Annotated in this window: 18 protein-coding genes; 9 read left to right on the top strand and 9 right to left on the bottom strand. The window is 39.9% G+C overall.

The genetic code is table 11. The features are described from left to right. Both ACXACJ_RS05395 and ACXACJ_RS05390 read left to right on the top strand, forming a co-directional pair. Nucleotides 1–1287, top strand: a complete 1287-nt coding sequence (locus ACXACJ_RS05395; RefSeq protein WP_475133251.1) for a metal ABC transporter permease — start codon at nt 1–3, stop codon at nt 1285–1287. 22 nt (nt 1288–1309) lie between these two features. Then, entirely contained in the window at nt 1310–2203 is an 894-nt protein-coding gene (locus ACXACJ_RS05390; RefSeq protein WP_475133250.1) for a metal ABC transporter permease, read from the top strand. Nucleotides 2204–2209: 6 nt separating this feature from the next. Here ACXACJ_RS05390 and ACXACJ_RS05385 read toward each other — a convergent pair whose 3' ends face one another. From ACXACJ_RS05385 to ACXACJ_RS05360, 6 genes are all read right to left on the bottom strand, one after another. Further along, nucleotides 2210–3814 carry an OmpA family protein gene (locus ACXACJ_RS05385; RefSeq protein ID WP_475133249.1) on the bottom strand — a complete coding sequence of 535 codons (1605 nt, stop codon included), beginning with the start codon at nt 3812–3814 and terminating at the stop codon, nt 2210–2212. A 149-nt stretch (nt 3815–3963) separates the two neighbouring features. After that, on the bottom strand, nt 3964–4866 hold the full coding sequence (locus tag ACXACJ_RS05380; RefSeq protein WP_475133248.1) for a histone deacetylase family protein: 903 nt from the start codon (nt 4864–4866) through the stop codon (nt 3964–3966). A 221-nt stretch (nt 4867–5087) separates the two neighbouring features. Then, entirely contained in the window at nt 5088–5642 is a 555-nt protein-coding gene (locus ACXACJ_RS05375; RefSeq protein WP_475133247.1) for a hypothetical protein, read from the bottom strand. Nucleotides 5643–5737: 95 nt separating this feature from the next. Continuing rightward, complete coding sequence (locus tag ACXACJ_RS05370; protein ID WP_475133245.1) at nt 5738–6259, bottom strand: acyl-CoA thioesterase; 522 nt, start codon at nt 6257–6259, stop codon at nt 5738–5740. Then, on the bottom strand, nt 6259–6771 hold the full coding sequence (locus ACXACJ_RS05365; protein WP_475133244.1) for a DinB family protein: 513 nt from the start codon (nt 6769–6771) through the stop codon (nt 6259–6261). The genes ACXACJ_RS05370 and ACXACJ_RS05365 overlap by 1 nt, the downstream gene beginning before the upstream one ends. A gap of 63 nt (nt 6772–6834) precedes the next feature. Next, on the bottom strand, nt 6835–7353 hold the full coding sequence (locus ACXACJ_RS05360) for a gamma carbonic anhydrase family protein (RefSeq protein WP_475133243.1): 519 nt from the start codon (nt 7351–7353) through the stop codon (nt 6835–6837). Nucleotides 7354–7491: 138 nt separating this feature from the next. Here ACXACJ_RS05360 and ACXACJ_RS05355 point away from each other — a divergent pair, with 138 nt between their 5' ends. The 7 genes from ACXACJ_RS05355 to secG all read left to right on the top strand — a co-directional run bounded on the left by ACXACJ_RS05355 (nt 7492) and on the right by secG (nt 14246). Then, a complete protein-coding gene (locus ACXACJ_RS05355; RefSeq protein ID WP_475133242.1) occupies nt 7492–8229 on the top strand; it encodes a YceI family protein in 738 nt (245 codons plus the stop codon). 92 nt (nt 8230–8321) lie between these two features. After that, nucleotides 8322–9581, top strand: coding sequence for an aminodeoxychorismate synthase component I (gene pabB / locus ACXACJ_RS05350; RefSeq protein ID WP_475133241.1), 1260 nt, complete (start codon nt 8322–8324; stop codon nt 9579–9581). A 103-nt stretch (nt 9582–9684) separates the two neighbouring features. Then, nucleotides 9685–11154, top strand: a complete 1470-nt coding sequence (gene miaB / locus ACXACJ_RS05345; protein WP_475133240.1) for a tRNA (N6-isopentenyl adenosine(37)-C2)-methylthiotransferase MiaB — start codon at nt 9685–9687, stop codon at nt 11152–11154. Between the two features lie 18 nt (nt 11155–11172). Beyond that, complete coding sequence (locus ACXACJ_RS05340; RefSeq protein ID WP_475133239.1) at nt 11173–12450, top strand: sigma-54 interaction domain-containing protein; 1278 nt, start codon at nt 11173–11175, stop codon at nt 12448–12450. Further along, nucleotides 12437–12964: an LptE family protein gene (locus tag ACXACJ_RS05335; RefSeq protein WP_475133238.1), complete on the top strand. Its 528-nt coding sequence runs from the start codon at nt 12437–12439 to the stop codon at nt 12962–12964. Before ACXACJ_RS05340 ends, ACXACJ_RS05335 begins: the two co-directional genes overlap by 14 nt. Nucleotides 12965–13003: 39 nt before the next feature. After that, complete coding sequence (locus ACXACJ_RS05330; RefSeq protein WP_475133237.1) at nt 13004–13888, top strand: hypothetical protein; 885 nt, start codon at nt 13004–13006, stop codon at nt 13886–13888. Further along, complete coding sequence (secG, locus tag ACXACJ_RS05325; RefSeq protein ID WP_475133236.1) at nt 13881–14246, top strand: preprotein translocase subunit SecG; 366 nt, start codon at nt 13881–13883, stop codon at nt 14244–14246. The genes ACXACJ_RS05330 and secG overlap by 8 nt, the downstream gene beginning before the upstream one ends. A 299-nt stretch (nt 14247–14545) precedes the next feature. Here secG and ACXACJ_RS05320 read toward each other — a convergent pair whose 3' ends face one another. The 3 genes from ACXACJ_RS05320 to ACXACJ_RS05310 form a co-directional block, all read right to left on the bottom strand. Then, nucleotides 14546–15067: a hypothetical protein gene (locus tag ACXACJ_RS05320; protein ID WP_475133235.1), complete on the bottom strand. Its 522-nt coding sequence runs from the start codon at nt 15065–15067 to the stop codon at nt 14546–14548. Nucleotides 15068–15173: 106 nt separating this feature from the next. Then, entirely contained in the window at nt 15174–15713 is a 540-nt protein-coding gene (gene hslV, locus ACXACJ_RS05315; protein WP_475133234.1) for an ATP-dependent protease subunit HslV, read from the bottom strand. Nucleotides 15714–15777: 64 nt separating this feature from the next. Continuing rightward, a complete protein-coding gene (locus ACXACJ_RS05310) occupies nt 15778–17412 on the bottom strand; it encodes a pyruvate dehydrogenase complex dihydrolipoamide acetyltransferase (RefSeq protein WP_475133233.1) in 1635 nt (544 codons plus the stop codon). Between the last annotated feature and the right edge of the window lie 30 nt (nt 17413–17442).

The raw sequence follows: 17442 nt of genomic DNA, 5'->3' as shown, positions 1-17442 counted from the left end.
ATGGATACTTTTATAGAATTCTTTTCATTTCAGGATCCAAGCGTAGTAAGCGTGGTAATTGGAGCCATGCTACTTACAGCTTCCTCTGCCGTGGTCGGCACTTTCACTTTCCTTAGAAAGAAAGCTCTGGTTGGCGATGCCGTTGCTCACTCTGTACTTCCTGGTATTTGTTTGGCATTTATTCTTTCTGGAACCAAAGACCCACTAGTTTTAATTCTTGGAGCTTTTTGCACAGGTTGGATTTCTCTCACTCTAATCGATTACATTACCGAAAGGTCGAAAATCAAGGAAGACACTGCCATAGCCTTGGTACTCTCCGTATTCTTTGGGGTCGGCATTTTAATGTTGACCAATATTCAGCATAGTGGTAATGCAGCCCAAACCGGCTTAGACTCCTTTCTATTTGGAAAGGCTGCAGCTTTGGTAGGCAACGACCTAATTACCTTTGGCATCGTTGCGGTTGTTCTAATTCTTACCGTCACCCTTTTCTTCAAAGAATTAAAACTGATTGCCTTTGATGCGAACTATGCCAAGGCCTTGGGCATTCCTGTAAAAGCCATTGACCTTTTGCTAACCACCCTGACTGTTTTGGCAGTGGTAACAGGCATCCAAGCTGTTGGCGTTGTATTGATGGCCGCGATGCTCATCACCCCTGCTGCCGCAGCCCGTTTCTGGACAAACAATGTAAAGAAGATGACTTTCATTGCTGCAGTAATGGGCTCTCTTTCGGGTTTATCTGGTGCATACGTAAGCTATATTGCTCCTGCCATGCCTACAGGCCCTTGGATTGTGATGATCATTTCAGCCCTGGCACTGCTCTCATTCTTTCTTGCTCCTAAAAGAGGTATTCTTTCAAGGCTTGTCAGCCAAACCCGATTGCAGAATATGATCATGGACGAAAACTTGCTGAAATCTCTTTTCCATTTGGGAGAAGAAGACGAAGACATGTACAAAGCGCGAAGCACTGAGCAAATTCTGGAGAAGCGGTATTTTCCAAAGAAGCGCCTGAAAGCTTCACTTCAAAGACTGAAAAGGCAAGGCTATTTAGCAAAAAGCAGTGGCAGTTGGCGATTTACAGAAGTCGGTAGACAAAAAGGACAAAGAGTAGTAAAACTTCATCGCCTTTGGGAAATGTACCTTTCAAAGTACATGAAAATCGCATCTGATCACGTGCATGAAGATGCTGAAACTATTGAACACATCATTACCCCTGAATTGGAAGCCGAACTTGAGCGCATGCTGGAATACCCAGAAGTAGACCCTCATGAAGAAAGAATTCCTTATTAACTAATAAATCAAAGCTGAAAAAATGGACGCATTGCTCATTATTCTTACCTCCACCCTCATCGCAATTTCTTGTGGCATTTTGGGTTGCTTCTTAATTCTAAGGAAAATGGCGATGGTTGGGGATGCTATTTCACATGCAGTTCTACCAGGTATTGTTTTAGCTTTCCTTTTCTCAGGATCAAGGGATTCCATTTGGATGATTCTGGGCGCTGGTTTAATCGGAATCTTTACAACATTCCTCATTGAGTTCTTCCATAAAAAAGCGCAGCTACAAACCGATGCAGCCATTGGCGTTACATTTACTTGGCTTTTTGCATTGGGAATTATCCTTATTTCAGTTTTTGCCGGCCAGGTAGACCTCGATCAGGAATGTGTGCTTTATGGCGAAATTGCTTACGTACCAATCGATCTATGGATTTCAGACAGCGGGCTTATTTTTGGCCCTAGAGCACTATGGATCGCATCGTTTATCCTTATTCTCAATGTGCTTTTCGTGCGAATTGGCTTCAAACAACTTTACCTAACCACTTTCGACCCTGCCTTTGCGGCAACGGTAGGTATTTCGGCCAGTCTTTGGAATTACCTTTTGATGGGAGCTGTTTCTATGACCACCGTGGCTTCTTTCGATTCTGTGGGTGCCATTTTGGTTGTTGCATTGATGGTTGCTCCTCCGGCCACAGCCTACTTACTCACCGATAAATTCAGCCATATGATTGGCTATACCATTGCCATAGCCTTCGTTATCAGTGTTGCAGGATACTTCTTGGCTGTCGCATTGGACGGATCTATTGCTGGGGCCATTACCACAGCTGCAGGTGCTTTATTCCTTCTCGTCTTCCTCTTCTCTCCTTCCAATGGTTTGATCACAAAAAAATGGAAGCAAAAGAAATTGAGTTCGCAGCAAGCTACCGCCTGACCATCCTTATTTCACAATCACAAATTCAACTCTTCTGTTCAGTTCTCTACCTGCATTAGAGCTGTTTTTAGCTAATGGCTTTTCACCTCCATAGCCAATCGTTTCAATTCTATTGGATGCGATGCCTTTGTTGGTCAAATATTCTTTGACTGCATCCACGCGATCGAGAGAAAGCTTTTTAAGCAATTTCGGATTTCCTCGGTTATCAGTGTGGCCCTCCAAACGGATTTCCAAATCTGGGTTGTTTTCCATCAATGAAACTAGATGGTCGAGCTGTTTTGCAGAAGTTGATACATTAGAGAATTTAGCCGAGCCTTGCTCAAATAAAATGTTCTCGATTTTAATGGTTGCACCAATTTCCCTTGGTGTCATTCGGAAACCTTCTACACCACCAAACTCCGAATCGTTTGTCAATGGAGTAGCATTGGCTTTGAACTTTTCCTTGTACTTAAAATAGCCTTCTGCCTGAATTTCAACATATACATCGATCCCTTCTTCAAGCGTTACTAGAAATTTCCCTTCGGGAGAATCTGCTTTTTCAGTATTGATTTCAATTTCGCGATCTCCATAAAGAAGTTTCACCTTAGCATTCAAAATCGGACGTTCATTTCGGATGTCAAGCACCTGCATGGTCATAGCCACAACGGGTTTTGAAGGTACTTCAGGCAAACTAGGTTCGTCATCCACAACTACTTCAGTTGCTTCACTTTCAACTGCTATTTCTTGAAGTGCTTTTTCCGTTTCATCCAATGGAATTTCGAAAATATCACCAAAACCTTCGCTATTCTGAGTTGTGGAGAAATAAGCCACATTTCCGCTGGCAGGAATAAAATAACCTAGTTCCACTCCTTTGCTGTTAATTTCTGGCCCGAGATTCACTGGTTTGCTCCATTCTTTCCAAGAACCTTCTTGTCTACGCGTTACGAAAATATCGCGGCTCCCTAAACCTCCATGGCCGTTGGAAGAGAAGTACAAAGTCATTTTATCGGGCGCCAAAAATGGAGCCCATTCTTCACCAGCGGTATTAATTACATCGCCCAAATTCTGAGGCTGCGACCAGTTGCCATCTCTTTGTCTGAAGGTGACATACAAATCTTCATTCCCAAAAGTATCTAAGCCTTTGATGCTTAAGATCATTACATTTTCGTCAGGCGAAATACTTCCCGCCATATACTCACTCGAATTTGAAAAGAAACGAACATCCAGCCTTTTTGGGGTTGACCAATGGTCTCTTACCCATTCCGCAACCGCGACACCATTTCTTAAATTTCCGCCTGTATCTTTATAATTCTGAAGGTAAATTCTTTGACCATCGACCGAAAAACCGATGATGCCGTTCAGCCCCGTATGATTTATGGTAATGGCATGAACTGGCGTTTTCCAAATGCCAGCGCTATCCTTTTCTGTATACCAAATATCGCCCTTATCGATTACTCCACCTTCGTTTTGAGGATGACCCGAACGCACAAAATACAAGCGCTGACCATCGGGTGAAAGTCGCGGGTTTTGTTCATCATAACTTGAATTGACACTATCGACTGAAACGTGATTTTGAGCTTTGGCAAAGCCCAAAGTCATGAAAAGAAGGAATGCTGAAATTAGAGTCTTCAATATAGAAATCTGGTTACTTTCTTAATTCAACGCACTGGGTTGAAAATAATTTGGTTCGAAGATAATGGGATTGTAGAAAAGATAAAGATTCGTAGCCTTCTGTTAACAAGTTTTAAGTTAATAACAGGCTTTTTTTTGGTTATGAACTCCTAAAAATAGATTTCCTGAGCCAAACGATAAGTATTGGCATGTGCCTCTACAATGTGACTGATTTTTTGAGAATATCCGCCTCCCATACTTGCTACTACTGGAATTTGGTTGAGCTTACAAGCTTCCAAAACTATTCTATCTCTATTTTTACAACCATTGATCGTCATGCCCAAACGCCCTAATTTATCAGTCGCTAGTACATCTACGCCTGATTGAAAAAAGAGAAAATCGGGCTGAACTTTGTCCAAAAGCGCTTTGAGGTTGGCATCTAATAAAGTTAAATACGTATCGTCATCGGTGCCATCTTTCAGACCGATATCTAAATCTGACTTCTCTTTATGCAAAGGATAATTAGCCGCTCCGTGCATGCTGAAAGTGAAAACTCTAGGTTCATGCTGAAAAACTTCAGCAGTACCATTCCCTTGATGAACATCCAAATCGACCACCAGTATCTGTTGAACGAGCTCTTGATCCAGCAAATAATTGGCTGCAATGGCGATATCGTTTAGCAAACAAAAACCTTCTCCTCTACTGGTAAAAGCATGATGCGTGCCTCCTGCAGAATTCATGGCAATTCCATATTCCAAAGCAAATTCTGTAGCCAAGTGAGTACCTTCCATAATGGTGATTTCGCGTTGAACCAATTCTTCAGAAAGTGGAAATCCTGTCTTTCTAATTTCTTTAGCCGTTAACGTTTGATTCTTCAGCTTGCTCCAATATTCTTGATCATGGGTTCTCAGAATTAAGGATTCGTCCAAAGGCTCTGGAGAAAAGAAATTGCTTGATGTTACTGTGCCTTCATAAAGTAATTGTTCAGGCAGAAGGTTATACTTTTCCATCGGAAAGCGGTGATTCGCAGGCAATGCATGAGCATAAATATCCTTCCAAGCAATTTTGAGCATAAGCTGATCGGTTATGGTTTGGGTACCCCAACAAAAAAATGAGGTTTCCAGTGCCCAAACCAGAAACCTCAAATTAAATATTGAAGTGGTGTTAAACCAAACTTATCATTTCAATAAAGTGTGTAAGACGAATGTTTCAAAAAATTCAAACTAATTGAAGTTTTAACAAGAACTTTTATGATTTAACCAATCACACACTTCAGAATAGGCTTTAATAAAGATTAATCTTCCTCCTCATCTTCCGTTTGGAAAGAATAATAGGTGTCATCCAGTTCCAAATCATCAGAATTAAAAGCTTTGATAAAGTCTTCAATTACTTCAGGAGTTACTTTATCTATGTTCAAGCCAATGTCCAAGCCGATGCCGTAATCGATGTTTTCATCAATATCTACATGTTCTTGAACTTTTACAGCTTCCTCTTCTTCTAGCTCTTCCATTACTTCAGTAATGAAAAGCCCAATTTCTTCTTCTTTATCGCCAAGCGGTTCAATATCACCGTTTTCGTCTTCTTCATAGGCAATAGAACGATATTCTGGAAAACGTTGCGCAGCTTTATGTTCAGCCAATTCATAAATTTCGCTAGCGTGGTGAATTTTCAATGTATATAAAGCTGCATCGAAAATAACTTCTTCGCCATCATAAGACCCCACGAAATAGAAGTTCATAAATTCATCTGAATTGTCTTCAGATTCAATCACTTTGAAAGACTTACCAGAACGCTCAATTTCCGCTTTCAGTTTGGCGATCTCTTTTGGATCAAATCCCAAATTATCCATAGTAGTTGTGTAAAATACGGTTGTTAATTAAAACTCGTGGGTAATATAGTGGTCTTGGTTAGTTTATATGAATATAATCTTCAATAATCATTAAATCAAATGGTAGGAAGTATCTGTTTTTTCACTTCGGCTACCCTTTCATCGAATTTATGCGGATGAAAATCGACATTTGGATAAAGTACCGCTCTTAAATAAGCCGTTACTTCTTCGGAATGATCGACAGTTCGGCTTGTGTTCATTCCAACGTATTTAAAGGTGGTCCACATCAGGGTCTTCAAATAGCTTTTTGAATCATCCGTCATGATGTATTCAATCACCACGGTATTGCTGTCGAATGAAACAACTCGGGTGAAAATCCGAACCCATTCGGCCATGTTTGCCGGTTTCAAATAAGCAATGTGGTGATTGTAAACTACCCAAATGGCTCCAAAAGATTGAATCACATCACGCATTTCAACACCATAAATTTTAGGCACTTGATCTTCCCTAGCATTGAAGAAATAATCGAAGTACTTCGCATTGTTTAAATGGCGCAGCGGATCGCAATCTTGAAAACGAACTAAAACGCGGGATTCTGTTTCTTTTGGATAGTCGAAATTGGGATCGATGATAAACATTATAGATATCTTTCTTTGATGATTTGCAAATGATGCGCAGCGTGGCCAACCACCATGGTTGCCAAAGCCCTAACCGTAACTTTGTTTCCGCTAGCAATTCCTTCGTGCATTAGCTGTTCTTCGTTTAGGTTTTCAAAAAGAAAAAGAGAAGCTTGCCGCAGCACTTTAAATTCTTCTAGCAAGCTTTGGAAGGTTCTTTGATCCACTATGGAATTTGCCTGATATTCATTCTGATCCATTCCTGGTAAAGCCTGTTGATCGCCACGCGCAAAAGCCAAAGCCCTAAAAGAGAAAATTCTCTCCGTGTCATTCATATGATTGAGCAGCTCTTTGAGTGTCCATTTACCTTCGGCATAAGCTTTATTGGCGACTTCTTCAGAAACACTGCCCAAAACCTCAAATATTTCTGTTGGCTGCAAGCGCATGCATTCCAAAACATCCTTTCCTTCAAGTTGATTGATATAAGGCTGATAGAAGCTGTGGTATTCTCCTTTTTGAGGTAGGGAAATCATAAATGAATATAACTTAAATTTTAAAATATTCTGAAGAGATTTTCAGCGATAAGGCGAGTGAGTTTAGTCAATATCTTCAATCCAAGAACTGTACATTATATAATTATCAGGCGTTTTATCGATTACTTGTTTCAGCCTATCATCAATATCTTTTATTTTTCTCGCTGGCGTACCACCATATAATGTATTAGGCTCTACCAGTGTGTTTGCCAAAACCACGGAACCCGCTGCAATCATAGAACCCGTTCCAATTACTGCATTATCCATAACGATTGCGCCCATACCTATAAGTACATTGTCTTCAATAGTACAACCATGCACAATAGCATTGTGCCCAATACTTACATTGTTGCCCATGATGGTTTTGGAATGGTTCAAGGTGCCGTGAATCACAGCTCCGTCTTGTACATTACAATTATCCCCCATTTCTATTCGGCATACATCTCCGCGAACCACACCGTTAAACCACACACTGCAATTGTTACCCATCGCAACATCCCCTACTACGGTGGCGTTATCAGCTAAAAAACATTTCTCTCCAAAAGTGGGCTTTATGCCCTTTACAGCTTTGATTATTGCCATGTTTTAAATTTATATGTACATACATTGAACTTATTGAATTGCATTGTAGTTTTGCAACAAGTTCGAACATTCTGAACCTACCATGGTTTAGGTTTGATCCAAAATGGAAAGCAAATAACAATAATAATTTAAACCTTAATGAAAACTTTAAGATCAACTTTCGCATTACTTACCTTGGCCGTTTTAGCCGTGGCTTGTGGGCCAAAAGAAAAAACTGTTGAAACTTCAGAAGCTAAAGCTGTAGCTTCTTCTGAAAATGTACAGTCTGTTGCTGTAAACACTGAAAACAGCAAAATTACTTGGATTGGAAGCAAACCAGCTGGAAAACACAATGGTACCATTCAAATTACTGAAGGAGAAATTGGTTTGAAAGGAAGCGATATTGCTACTGCTTCTTTCACAATCGATATTAACACAATCGAGAACCTAGACATGGCTGGTTCTAAAGGTGCTACTGACTTAGTGAACCACTTGAAAAGTGCTGAAATTTTCGATGCTGCAACTTACCCAACCGCTACATTCGAATTGACTTCAGTTGCTCCGTATAAAGCTGAAAACTTGGAAGCTGATAAAGAAGAATACGAAACTGAATTTGCTCCTGCTACTTTAAGTGAAGTAATGGTTGAAAACCCAACCCATTTCATTTCTGGTAATTTGACTATGAGAGGCACTACTAAAAACATCACTTTCCCTGCTTCTGTAACGGTTAAAGATGGTGTAGTTAAAGCGATCGCGAACTTCAACATTGACAGAACTGACTGGGGTTTGACTTACGGAGATGAAGCTTCTGCTGTGGATAAAGCAAAAGATAAATTCCTTTACAACACTGTAAACGTAGGTTTCGAATTGGAGGCTGGCAACACCGCTTCTTTATAATTCAACACCATCTAAGAAATAAGAGGGAGCCATTGCGCTCCCTTTTTTATGCCTAAAGCTTTTTTACCTTTGTAATTACAGTGCAAAGTAATTTGAAGTCCATAAAGCTTTATAATAAGATTGAATTCCTGAACAAGGCCTTGTATTGGGCTAATCAGCATTCTCATTTTTCATATTTTCAATCGAACCACATTAGTTACCCCCATGGTGGCTTTGATGAAATATTGGCTGTTGGCGTCAAACGCATTCTACCCAAAGCAAATACGAACCGTTTTCAAACCCTTTCTGAATTCCATCAAAACAAATGGCTATTTGGGTATTTGGGTTATGATTTAAAAAATGATGTAGAAAAGTTTTCAAGCAACAACCTTGATCATGTAGGTTTTCCTGAAATCTCGTTTTTTGAACCTGAACATCTGATCATTTTCAAAGGCAAACAAGTTGAATTGATTTCAGAAAAGGCTGATTTAGATCAAATCATTCTTTCAACCATAACGCAGGAAACTTCCAGCAATTTCTCTAAACCGGAAGCCAGTGTTTCTGAAAAAGAATATATCGAAATCATAAATAAGCTTCGAAATCACATAGAAGAAGGTGATTGTTATGAAATCAATTTCTGTCAGGAATTTCATGGAAAAACCACTGCATTCGATCCTGTTTCTACATACCTGAAGCTTAATGGGATTTCTCCCAAACCTTTTTCGTGTTTTCAGAAACATAACGACAATTACATTATTTGCGCTTCACCGGAAAGGTTCATTAAAAAGCACGGCCACACTATTATTTCCCAACCGATTAAGGGCACTCGACCGCGCGGCAAAAATTCTGAAGAAGATAAAGCCTTAATTGAAGATCTAAAAACCGACAAAAAGGAACTGGCCGAAAACATGATGATTGTTGATTTAGTGAGAAACGATTTGGCGAGAACATCAAAAACAGGATCAGTAAAAGTTGAAGAAATTTTCGGCATTTACAGCTTTGAGCAAGTTCATCAAATGATCTCTACCATTCGGTCAGAAATGCGAGAAGATGTAAACTTTGTAGATGTAATCGAAAAAGCTTTTCCTATGGGCAGTATGACGGGTGCCCCAAAAGTGAAAGTGATGGAGCTGATAGAAAAGTACGAAATCACGAAAAGAGGGCCTTTTTCAGGGGCAGCTGGCTACATAACTCCTGAAGGTGATTTTGATTTCAACGTATTGATTCGCAGCCTTTTCATTAATCAACAAACTCAAACCTATTCCTTTCAAGTGGGCAGCGCCATTACTTACGATTCCGTTCCAGAAAAAGAGTATGAAGAATGCCTTGTAAAAGCCAAAGCCATTCTGCAATTGCTCAGAAACAATTCATAATCGCTCTCTGCATTTAGCACAAACACTCTCTGCCAATCTGTCACTTCTTCTTACAAAAAGCTTATATTTGCGATTCTAAATTCGAGGGTAGAATACAATACACATGAGCAATATTATTCAGGACATAGACATTCTAGACAGGAATAGTCAAGAGGCGATGGAAACTGTGAAAACTTCGAAAGAAGAAAACACAGGCAAAACGAAGAAGCTCTATATAGAAAGTTATGGTTGTCAAATGAATTTCGCAGATAGCGAAATTGTGACTTCCATTATGAAAGAAAACGGTTATGACACTACATCGGAATTCGAAAATGCTGATGTGGTGTTTCTAAATACTTGTTCCATTAGAGAAAAGGCCGAACAAACGGTTCGCAACAGGCTGAATCATTTTAACGCTGTAAAGAAAAACAAGCCCGAAATGACCATTGGTGTTTTGGGTTGTATGGCTGAAAGGCTTAAAGAGAAACTTCTGGAAGAAGAAAAAATCGTTGATGTAGTTGTTGGACCAGATGCTTATCGCGATCTACCTAAATTGGTAGAATCGGCAGAAGAAGGCTTAAAAGCGGTAAATACTTTCCTTTCTAGAGAAGAAACTTATGCCGACATCTCCCCTGTTCGATTAAACTCCAACGGAATCACAGCCTTTATTTCCATTATGCGTGGCTGCGACAATATGTGTTCTTTCTGCGTGGTGCCTTTCACAAGAGGCCGAGAAAGAAGTAGAGATCCGCATTCTATTGTTCGCGAAGCTCAAGACCTTTTTGACCAAGGCTATAAAGAAGTAACCTTGCTTGGCCAAAATGTAGACAGCTACAAATGGTCTGAAGAAGAAAACAACAAGGCTTGGTTAGAAAAGAAAGAGAAAAAAGGAGAAGAAGTAGCTGTGGTGAATTTTGCGAACCTGTTAGAAATGGTGGCCAAAATATCGCCCGACTTGCGTGTTCGTTTTTCTACTTCTCACCCGAAAGACATTACTGATGAAGTGCTTCATACAATGAAGAAGTACGACAACATCTGTAAATACATTCACTTGCCAGCGCAAAGTGGCAACACAAGGGTTTTGGATTTAATGAACAGAACCTATACGCGCGAATGGTATATCAACCGTGTAGATGCTATCCGGTCAATTTTGGGAGAAGAATGCGGAATTTCATCCGATATGATTGCAGGTTTCTGTACCGAAACTGAAGAAGAGCACCAAGAAACGCTTACCCTTATGGATTACGTGAAGTATGATTTCTCATACATGTTCTTCTATTCGGAAAGACCAGGCACTTTGGCCGCCAAAAAATTTGAAGACGACATTCCTTTGGAAATCAAAAAGAGAAGACTTCAGGAAATCATCAACAAACAGCAGGGTATATCGTTGGAAAGAAACAAACTTGACATTGGCAAAGTACACAAGGTTTTGATTGAAGGCACCTCAAAGCGCTCTGAAGATCAACTTCAAGGTAGAAACACAGCCAACAAAGTGGTTATTTTCCCAAAAGGCAACCACAAAAAAGGTGATTATGTAAACGTTTTGGTAGAAGACTGTACAGCGGCAACCCTTTTCGGAAAAGTAGTTGATTAAACTTATCGACCCCAAACATTGAACAACAGCGAAATATTAAGCATAAAACAACGCTTCGGCATTATTGGTAACAGCCCGCAATTGAATCACGCGATTCAAGTCGCATCTCAAGTGGCTCCTACTGATATGACCGTGTTAATTACTGGAGAAAGCGGTAGTGGAAAAGAATCTTTTTCGAAAATCATCCATCAGCTAAGCCCACGCAAACATGGCAAATTCATAGCCATCAACTGTGGAGCTATTCCCGAAGGAACTATAGATTCAGAGTTATTTGGTCACGAAAAAGGTTCTTTTACCGGTGCATACGATTCTAGAAAAGGATACTTTGAAGTAACCGATGGCGGAACCATCTTCTTAGATGAAATTGGCGAAATGCCCATGTCTACCCAAGCGCGATTGCTGAGGGTTTTGGAGAATGGAGAGTTTATTAAAGTAGGTTCTTCAAAAGTTCAAAAAACCGATGTGCGCGTAGTTGCAGCGACTAATGTTGACTTACTTTCTGCCGTAGAGAATGGCAAATTTAGAGAAGACCTTTATTATAGATTAAGTACCGTCCCTATTTCTGTGCCGCCATTAAGAAATCGGGGTACGGACGTGGATTTGCTGTTCAGAAAATTCGCCTCAGACTTTGCTGAAAAATACAGAGTAGAATCCATCAAGTTAGACGAAGAAGCTAAAAGCATTCTACTTCGCTATAGTTTCCCTGGCAACATCCGACAGCTCAAAAACTTGGTAGAGCAAATGTCGGCCTTGGAAATGGATCGACATATTACTGCAGAAACTTTGGTCAAATATTTGCCTCAAAACAGATCGAATTTACCTGCGCTTTATAAAGCGGCCAATGCTCAAGGTTCGGAAGGCCTAAATGAGCGTGACCTTCTTTATAAAGTGCTTTTCGATATGAAAAAGGACATGACCGAACTCAAAAAATTGGTGCACGACATTCTGCAAAGTGGTGACATTAATGAAAACGTAATCAATGATCACCCGAACCTGTTTCGCAACATTGATGACGAATCACATACGCCAACCATCGTTTCTGACACTCAAGAATCGGCAAAGGAACCGTATTACTTGGCTCCAAAGTCAATCGATTATGCCGATGATTATGAAGACAAAGTTGAAGACATTACGCATGAGATGGAAGATAAGTCGCTCTCTATAGAGAAAAAGGAGAAAGAACTCATTATTAAAGCGCTTAAAAAGAATAACAATAAGCGAAAATACGCGGCCAAGGATTTAGGCATTTCTGAAAGAACCCTTTACCGTAAAATCAAGCAATATGAAATTGAGTAAAGGCATTTTATGGTCTCTTTTGATCATCCCATTTCTTTCTGGTTGTATTAGCTACTCTTTTTCCGGTTCTACGCTAGACGAAACCATGAAAACTATTTCCATTGCCAACTTCTTCAACGATTCTGGCGGTGGCCCTCCAAACATGGGTAATCTTTTTACCGAAGAGTTAAAAGATTATTTCCAACGGAATACAAAGTTGGAATTAGTGCAAAAAAATGGCGATCTTCAATTCGAAGGCGCAATTTCAGACTATCAGGTAAGACCCCAGGCAATTGTTTCGAGTGGAAACAGCAATCAAGCCGATCAGTCGGGTTTGATGCGTGTCACCATCTTTGTGGAAGTGGCCTTTGTAAATCAAAAAAGGGAAGACGATAACTTTCAAAGAACGTTTTCTTTCTATGCAGATTACGACCCTCAATCCACTACTTTGAATGCTGTTGAAGCTGATTTGGTTGATGAAATATTCAAGCAGATTATCTTCGATATTTTTCAAGCCTCAGTTGCCACGTGGTAATTTTCAGTCTATTTTAGTTATACCAAAAACTCTCGTAAAGTGAACAAAGAACGGTTTAATCAACTTATCGGCAATCTGAATGAAGTCTCCAATGAGGACATTAAATCGCTCAATGATTTGCGCAAAAAATACCCTTTCTTTCAAACGCCATACGTTTTGGTAGCGAAAGCTTTGAAAGAAAGAAACCATCCTAAAACGGATGCCTTCATCAAAAAAGCAGCCATCTATTCTCCCGATCGACCTTATTTAAAGAAGATCATCATGGGAGAAATCTCTTTTGAAACTGAAGAGGCAGCGGTTCAAAACACTACTTCCTCTCCCGAACAACCTAAGGCTGAAGCAAAAGAGATTGTGCAATCTGAAGTTAAACAACAGGAGCCAGCTGCAGAGAAGAGTAAAAAAGAGGAAAAGACAGAGGAGTCGGCTCCTACTCCCATCAAAACAGAGGTTATAGCTCCTGAACCCGCTCCATCAAAAGATGAGCCTGTTCAAACCCAAAAGAAGGAACCGGCACAGTTAAATGAACTTGAAAAGGATTTAGCTGAATTAAGAGAAATCAAAAAGAGATTTGCTGAGCGATTTAATCAACCTCAGGAGGAAGAACCAAAAATAGAAAAGAAAGCAAGTCCGAAAAGAGGAAAAGCGCAGGTTGAATTGATTGAAAAGTTTATTCAAAATGAACCTCAATTAGACAAAAACAGAAGGTCTTTAGCTGAAGGTGAAAATCATCAAGAAGACTTGTCGGTAAAGAATCTAAAGCCTCAAGACGAGTTTGCCACAGAAACATTGGCCAAACTTATGCTCAAACAAAAGAAATATAGCCGAGCCGTTGATATTTATGAAAAACTTAGCTTGAAGTTTCCTGAAAAAAAGAGTTACTTTGCCACCCAAATTCAAAAAGTAAAGGACGCACATAATGTTTAAGTTATTAATCATCCTTGCAATCATCGTAGCGGTTTTGCTTATCCTGATTGTATTGGTTCAGAATTCAAAAGGCGGTGGACTATCAAGCCAATTTGGTGGCTCTGGAGCCAATCAAGTTATTGGGGTTAAGAAAACCACAGATTTATTAGAGAAAGTAACTTGGGGCTTTGCTATCGCTCTTCTTGCTTTGAGCTTGGCTTCAGGCGTAATGCTAAACTCTGGCTCAACTTTCTCAAGCAGTAATCCAAATATTGACCGAGCACTTCAGCAGCAACCAGCTCAACAAAATGCTCTTCCGATTACTCCATCTGAAACAGATGAAAATCTTGAGTTTGTTATCGACACTACTCAGAAATAATAAGAACTAATTTCTTAAAATATAAAAGCCGTCTATGACGGCTTTTTTTGTGCTCAAACTTTCATAACACTTTCGATTGCCGCCCCTCTATTCTATTTATATAGAAATAAACTCTACGTCCTCATTCATGCAAGTAACTTCTCAATTCTACATACTTATTACCAAAGCTTGAGAAAGAGTAACCCTTTCTTTTAGTTCCCTCATGAAGAGGTAAAGGTTGACAAAACAGATGGGGCAGCTCTGGCCATAAAAAAAGCCACTCCTTTCGGAATGGCTTCTAAATCTATTCTTTATTGACTTTAACGAGGAGAACCTGAGTAATCAGTTTGCTCTAAAATTCTCACTTTATCGTTTCCATCAACCACGTAATCAACCCTAAACTTACTAGCATCATTAATGCTTCCTCTACAGATAAGCAGCGCAGCCTCACAACCTACAGTGATACATTTTTCAACTTCTTGGTCTCTAATGATAATATTGAAAGGCTTTGAATCAGCTCTTGCCAGTACAATTCCTGAGTTACCTAACTCGGCCTTTTTGAAAGGGTAAATATGATAATCAGGGCCTAATCTTTCTATTTGAAAACGGCTAAAATCTAACTTCTTAGAAGCTCCTTCAGCCAACAACGTAACGTAACCATCTTTAACTGCTAGTGCCGCATTTTCGATATATTCTCCATCTCCCAAGTGAACAGTAGCTCCTAAAAGAAGTCTTCCTTCCATTGCCTCACCATAAGATGCTATTCGCGTGTCTGCACAGCTAGAAGCGAAGATTGCCATACTTAAAAGTATAGACAACCTTACCAGGTTAATACGTTTCATGTTCGAGTGTTGATTAGGCTCTTCCCTACTCTATGGTCAAAACCATGTTTTACTATCTGAAAGACAATAACGAGTATGGAAAGTGCATTTTTATTCCTATGTAAATTTAGGAAATTTTCTCAACTATCAAATTATGATTCGTATAAATGCAGATGTCAGCTGCTATTTTAAGGCTTTCTTCAACAATTTCTTTACTGTCAAGGTACGGAGCGTGAGCTGTGAGTGCCTGTGCTGAAGCCTGGGCATACATGCTTCCCGATCCGATGGCAGCAATACCATTATCTGGCTCTAACACATCTCCAGTACCAGAAAGAATAAGAATATCATCTTTATCGGCCACGATAAGCATAGATTCCAGCTTTCGTAAATAGCGATCCATTCTCCAATCCTTGGCAAGTTCAATGGCAGCTCTCTTCATATTTCCGCCATATGCTTTCAACTTTTCGTCAAAACGCTCCAAAAGAGTAAAAGCATCTGCAGTAGAACCAGCAAAACCTGTGACGATTTTACCATCTTGAAGCTTTCTGATTTTCTTTACATTATTTTTTGCTACCGTATTTCCCATAGTAGCTTGACCGTCTGCCCCTATCGATATTGAACCGTTATGTTTAACCGCCAAAACGGTTGTAGATCTAATTTTTGTCATACGTTATAAAATAAAAAGTCCCGTATGAAAACGGGACTATGAATTAATAAGTTCTACTAAAATCTTAGATAAGGATTCTTACTGGATCCTCAAGCAAAGATTTGAAAGTTTGAAGGAATGCTGAACCAATGGCTCCATCTACAACTCTATGATCACATGAAAGGGTTACTTTCATGATATTACCAATCGTTAACTGTCCATCTTTTACAATGGCAGTTTCTTTAATACCTCCAACAGCCATGATACAAGCATCTGGTGGGTTTACAATCGCTGTAAACTCATCAATACCGAACATACCTAAGTTTGAAATGGTAAAGGTGTTGCCTTCCCAATCAGCAGGCTGAAGTTCTTTATTCTTCGCTTTACCGCCAAGTTGTTTCACTTCGGCAGCAATGTGAGAAAGCGGCTTATTGTCAGCAAATCTTACCACAGGAACCAAAAGACCTTCTTCAACCGCAACTGCTACACCAATGTGAACGTGGTGGTTAATTCGGATTTTGTCTCCTAACCAAGAAGAATTTACTTGAGGGTGCTTTCTAAGAGCCGCAGCAGCAGCCTTAATCACCATATCATTAAATGAGATTTTTACAGGAGAAATCTCGTTCATGCTCTTTCTTGCTTCAATGGCCTTATCCATGTTGATTTCCATGGTAAGGTAGAAGTGAGGAGCTGTAAATTTACTTTCTGAAAGACGCTTAGCAATAGTTTTTCTCATTTGAGAAACTCTTACTTCGTCATAACTTTCTTCTCCTACAATTCTTGGAAGCTCAACTACTGGAGCAGAAGCTTTAGCCTCTGATTTAGGTGCTTCAGCTGCAGGCTTAGCCGCAGGAGTAAAGTTTTCGATATCTCTTTTAACAATTCTACCGCCATCACCTGAGCCTTTAACCTCAGCGATATTGATACCTTTTTCTTCTGCTAATTTTTTAGCCAATGGAGAAGCTTTGATTCTTCCGTTGTTTGAAGAAGTAGAAGTTGCAGCAGGAGCACTTTCTTGCTCTTTAACTTCTTCTTTTGGAGCTTCCTCCTCTTTTTTAGCTGGAGCAGCTGAAGAACCACCTTGGCTTTCGGCTTTCAAAAGAAGCTCGTAATCTGCTCCTTTTTCACCTACAATTGCCAAAACGCCATCTACTTTCACAGATTCGCCTTCATTGGCTCCTAAATAAAGAATAGTTCCGTCATTGTATGACTCATATTCCATAGTAGCTTTATCTGTCTCGATTTCGGCAACCAATTCGCCTGACTCTACAGAATCACCTACTTTTTTATGCCAAGCAGCAATCACACCTTCTTCCATGGTGTCGCTCATTTTTGGCATTCTAACAATCTCAGCATTAACACTGCTGGTATCTATTGCCTCAGATGATGCTTCTGATTTAGTTTCTTCTGAAGATTCTTTTGCTTCACTTGAATCATCGCTACCGCTATCGGCACCATTCAAAAGAGCTTTATAGTCTTCGCCTTCTTCACCTACAATAGCTAAAACGCCATTCACCTTTACGGCTTCGCCTTCTTCGGCTCCGAGATAAAGAACAGTACCTTCATTATATGATTCATAATCCATGGTAGCCTTATCTGTCTCGATTTCAGCCATCAATTCACCGGATTCTACTTTGTCACCTACTTTTTTATGCCAAACAGCGATCACTCCTTCTTCCATAGTGTCGCTCATCTTCGGCATTTTAACGATTTCTGCCATATGATCTGTGAAAAATTGAGCCCAAAAATA

This window comes from Roseivirga sp. AWQ4_251 (assembly GCF_056158225.1).
This window is presented reverse-complemented; position numbering and strand designations above follow the sequence as displayed.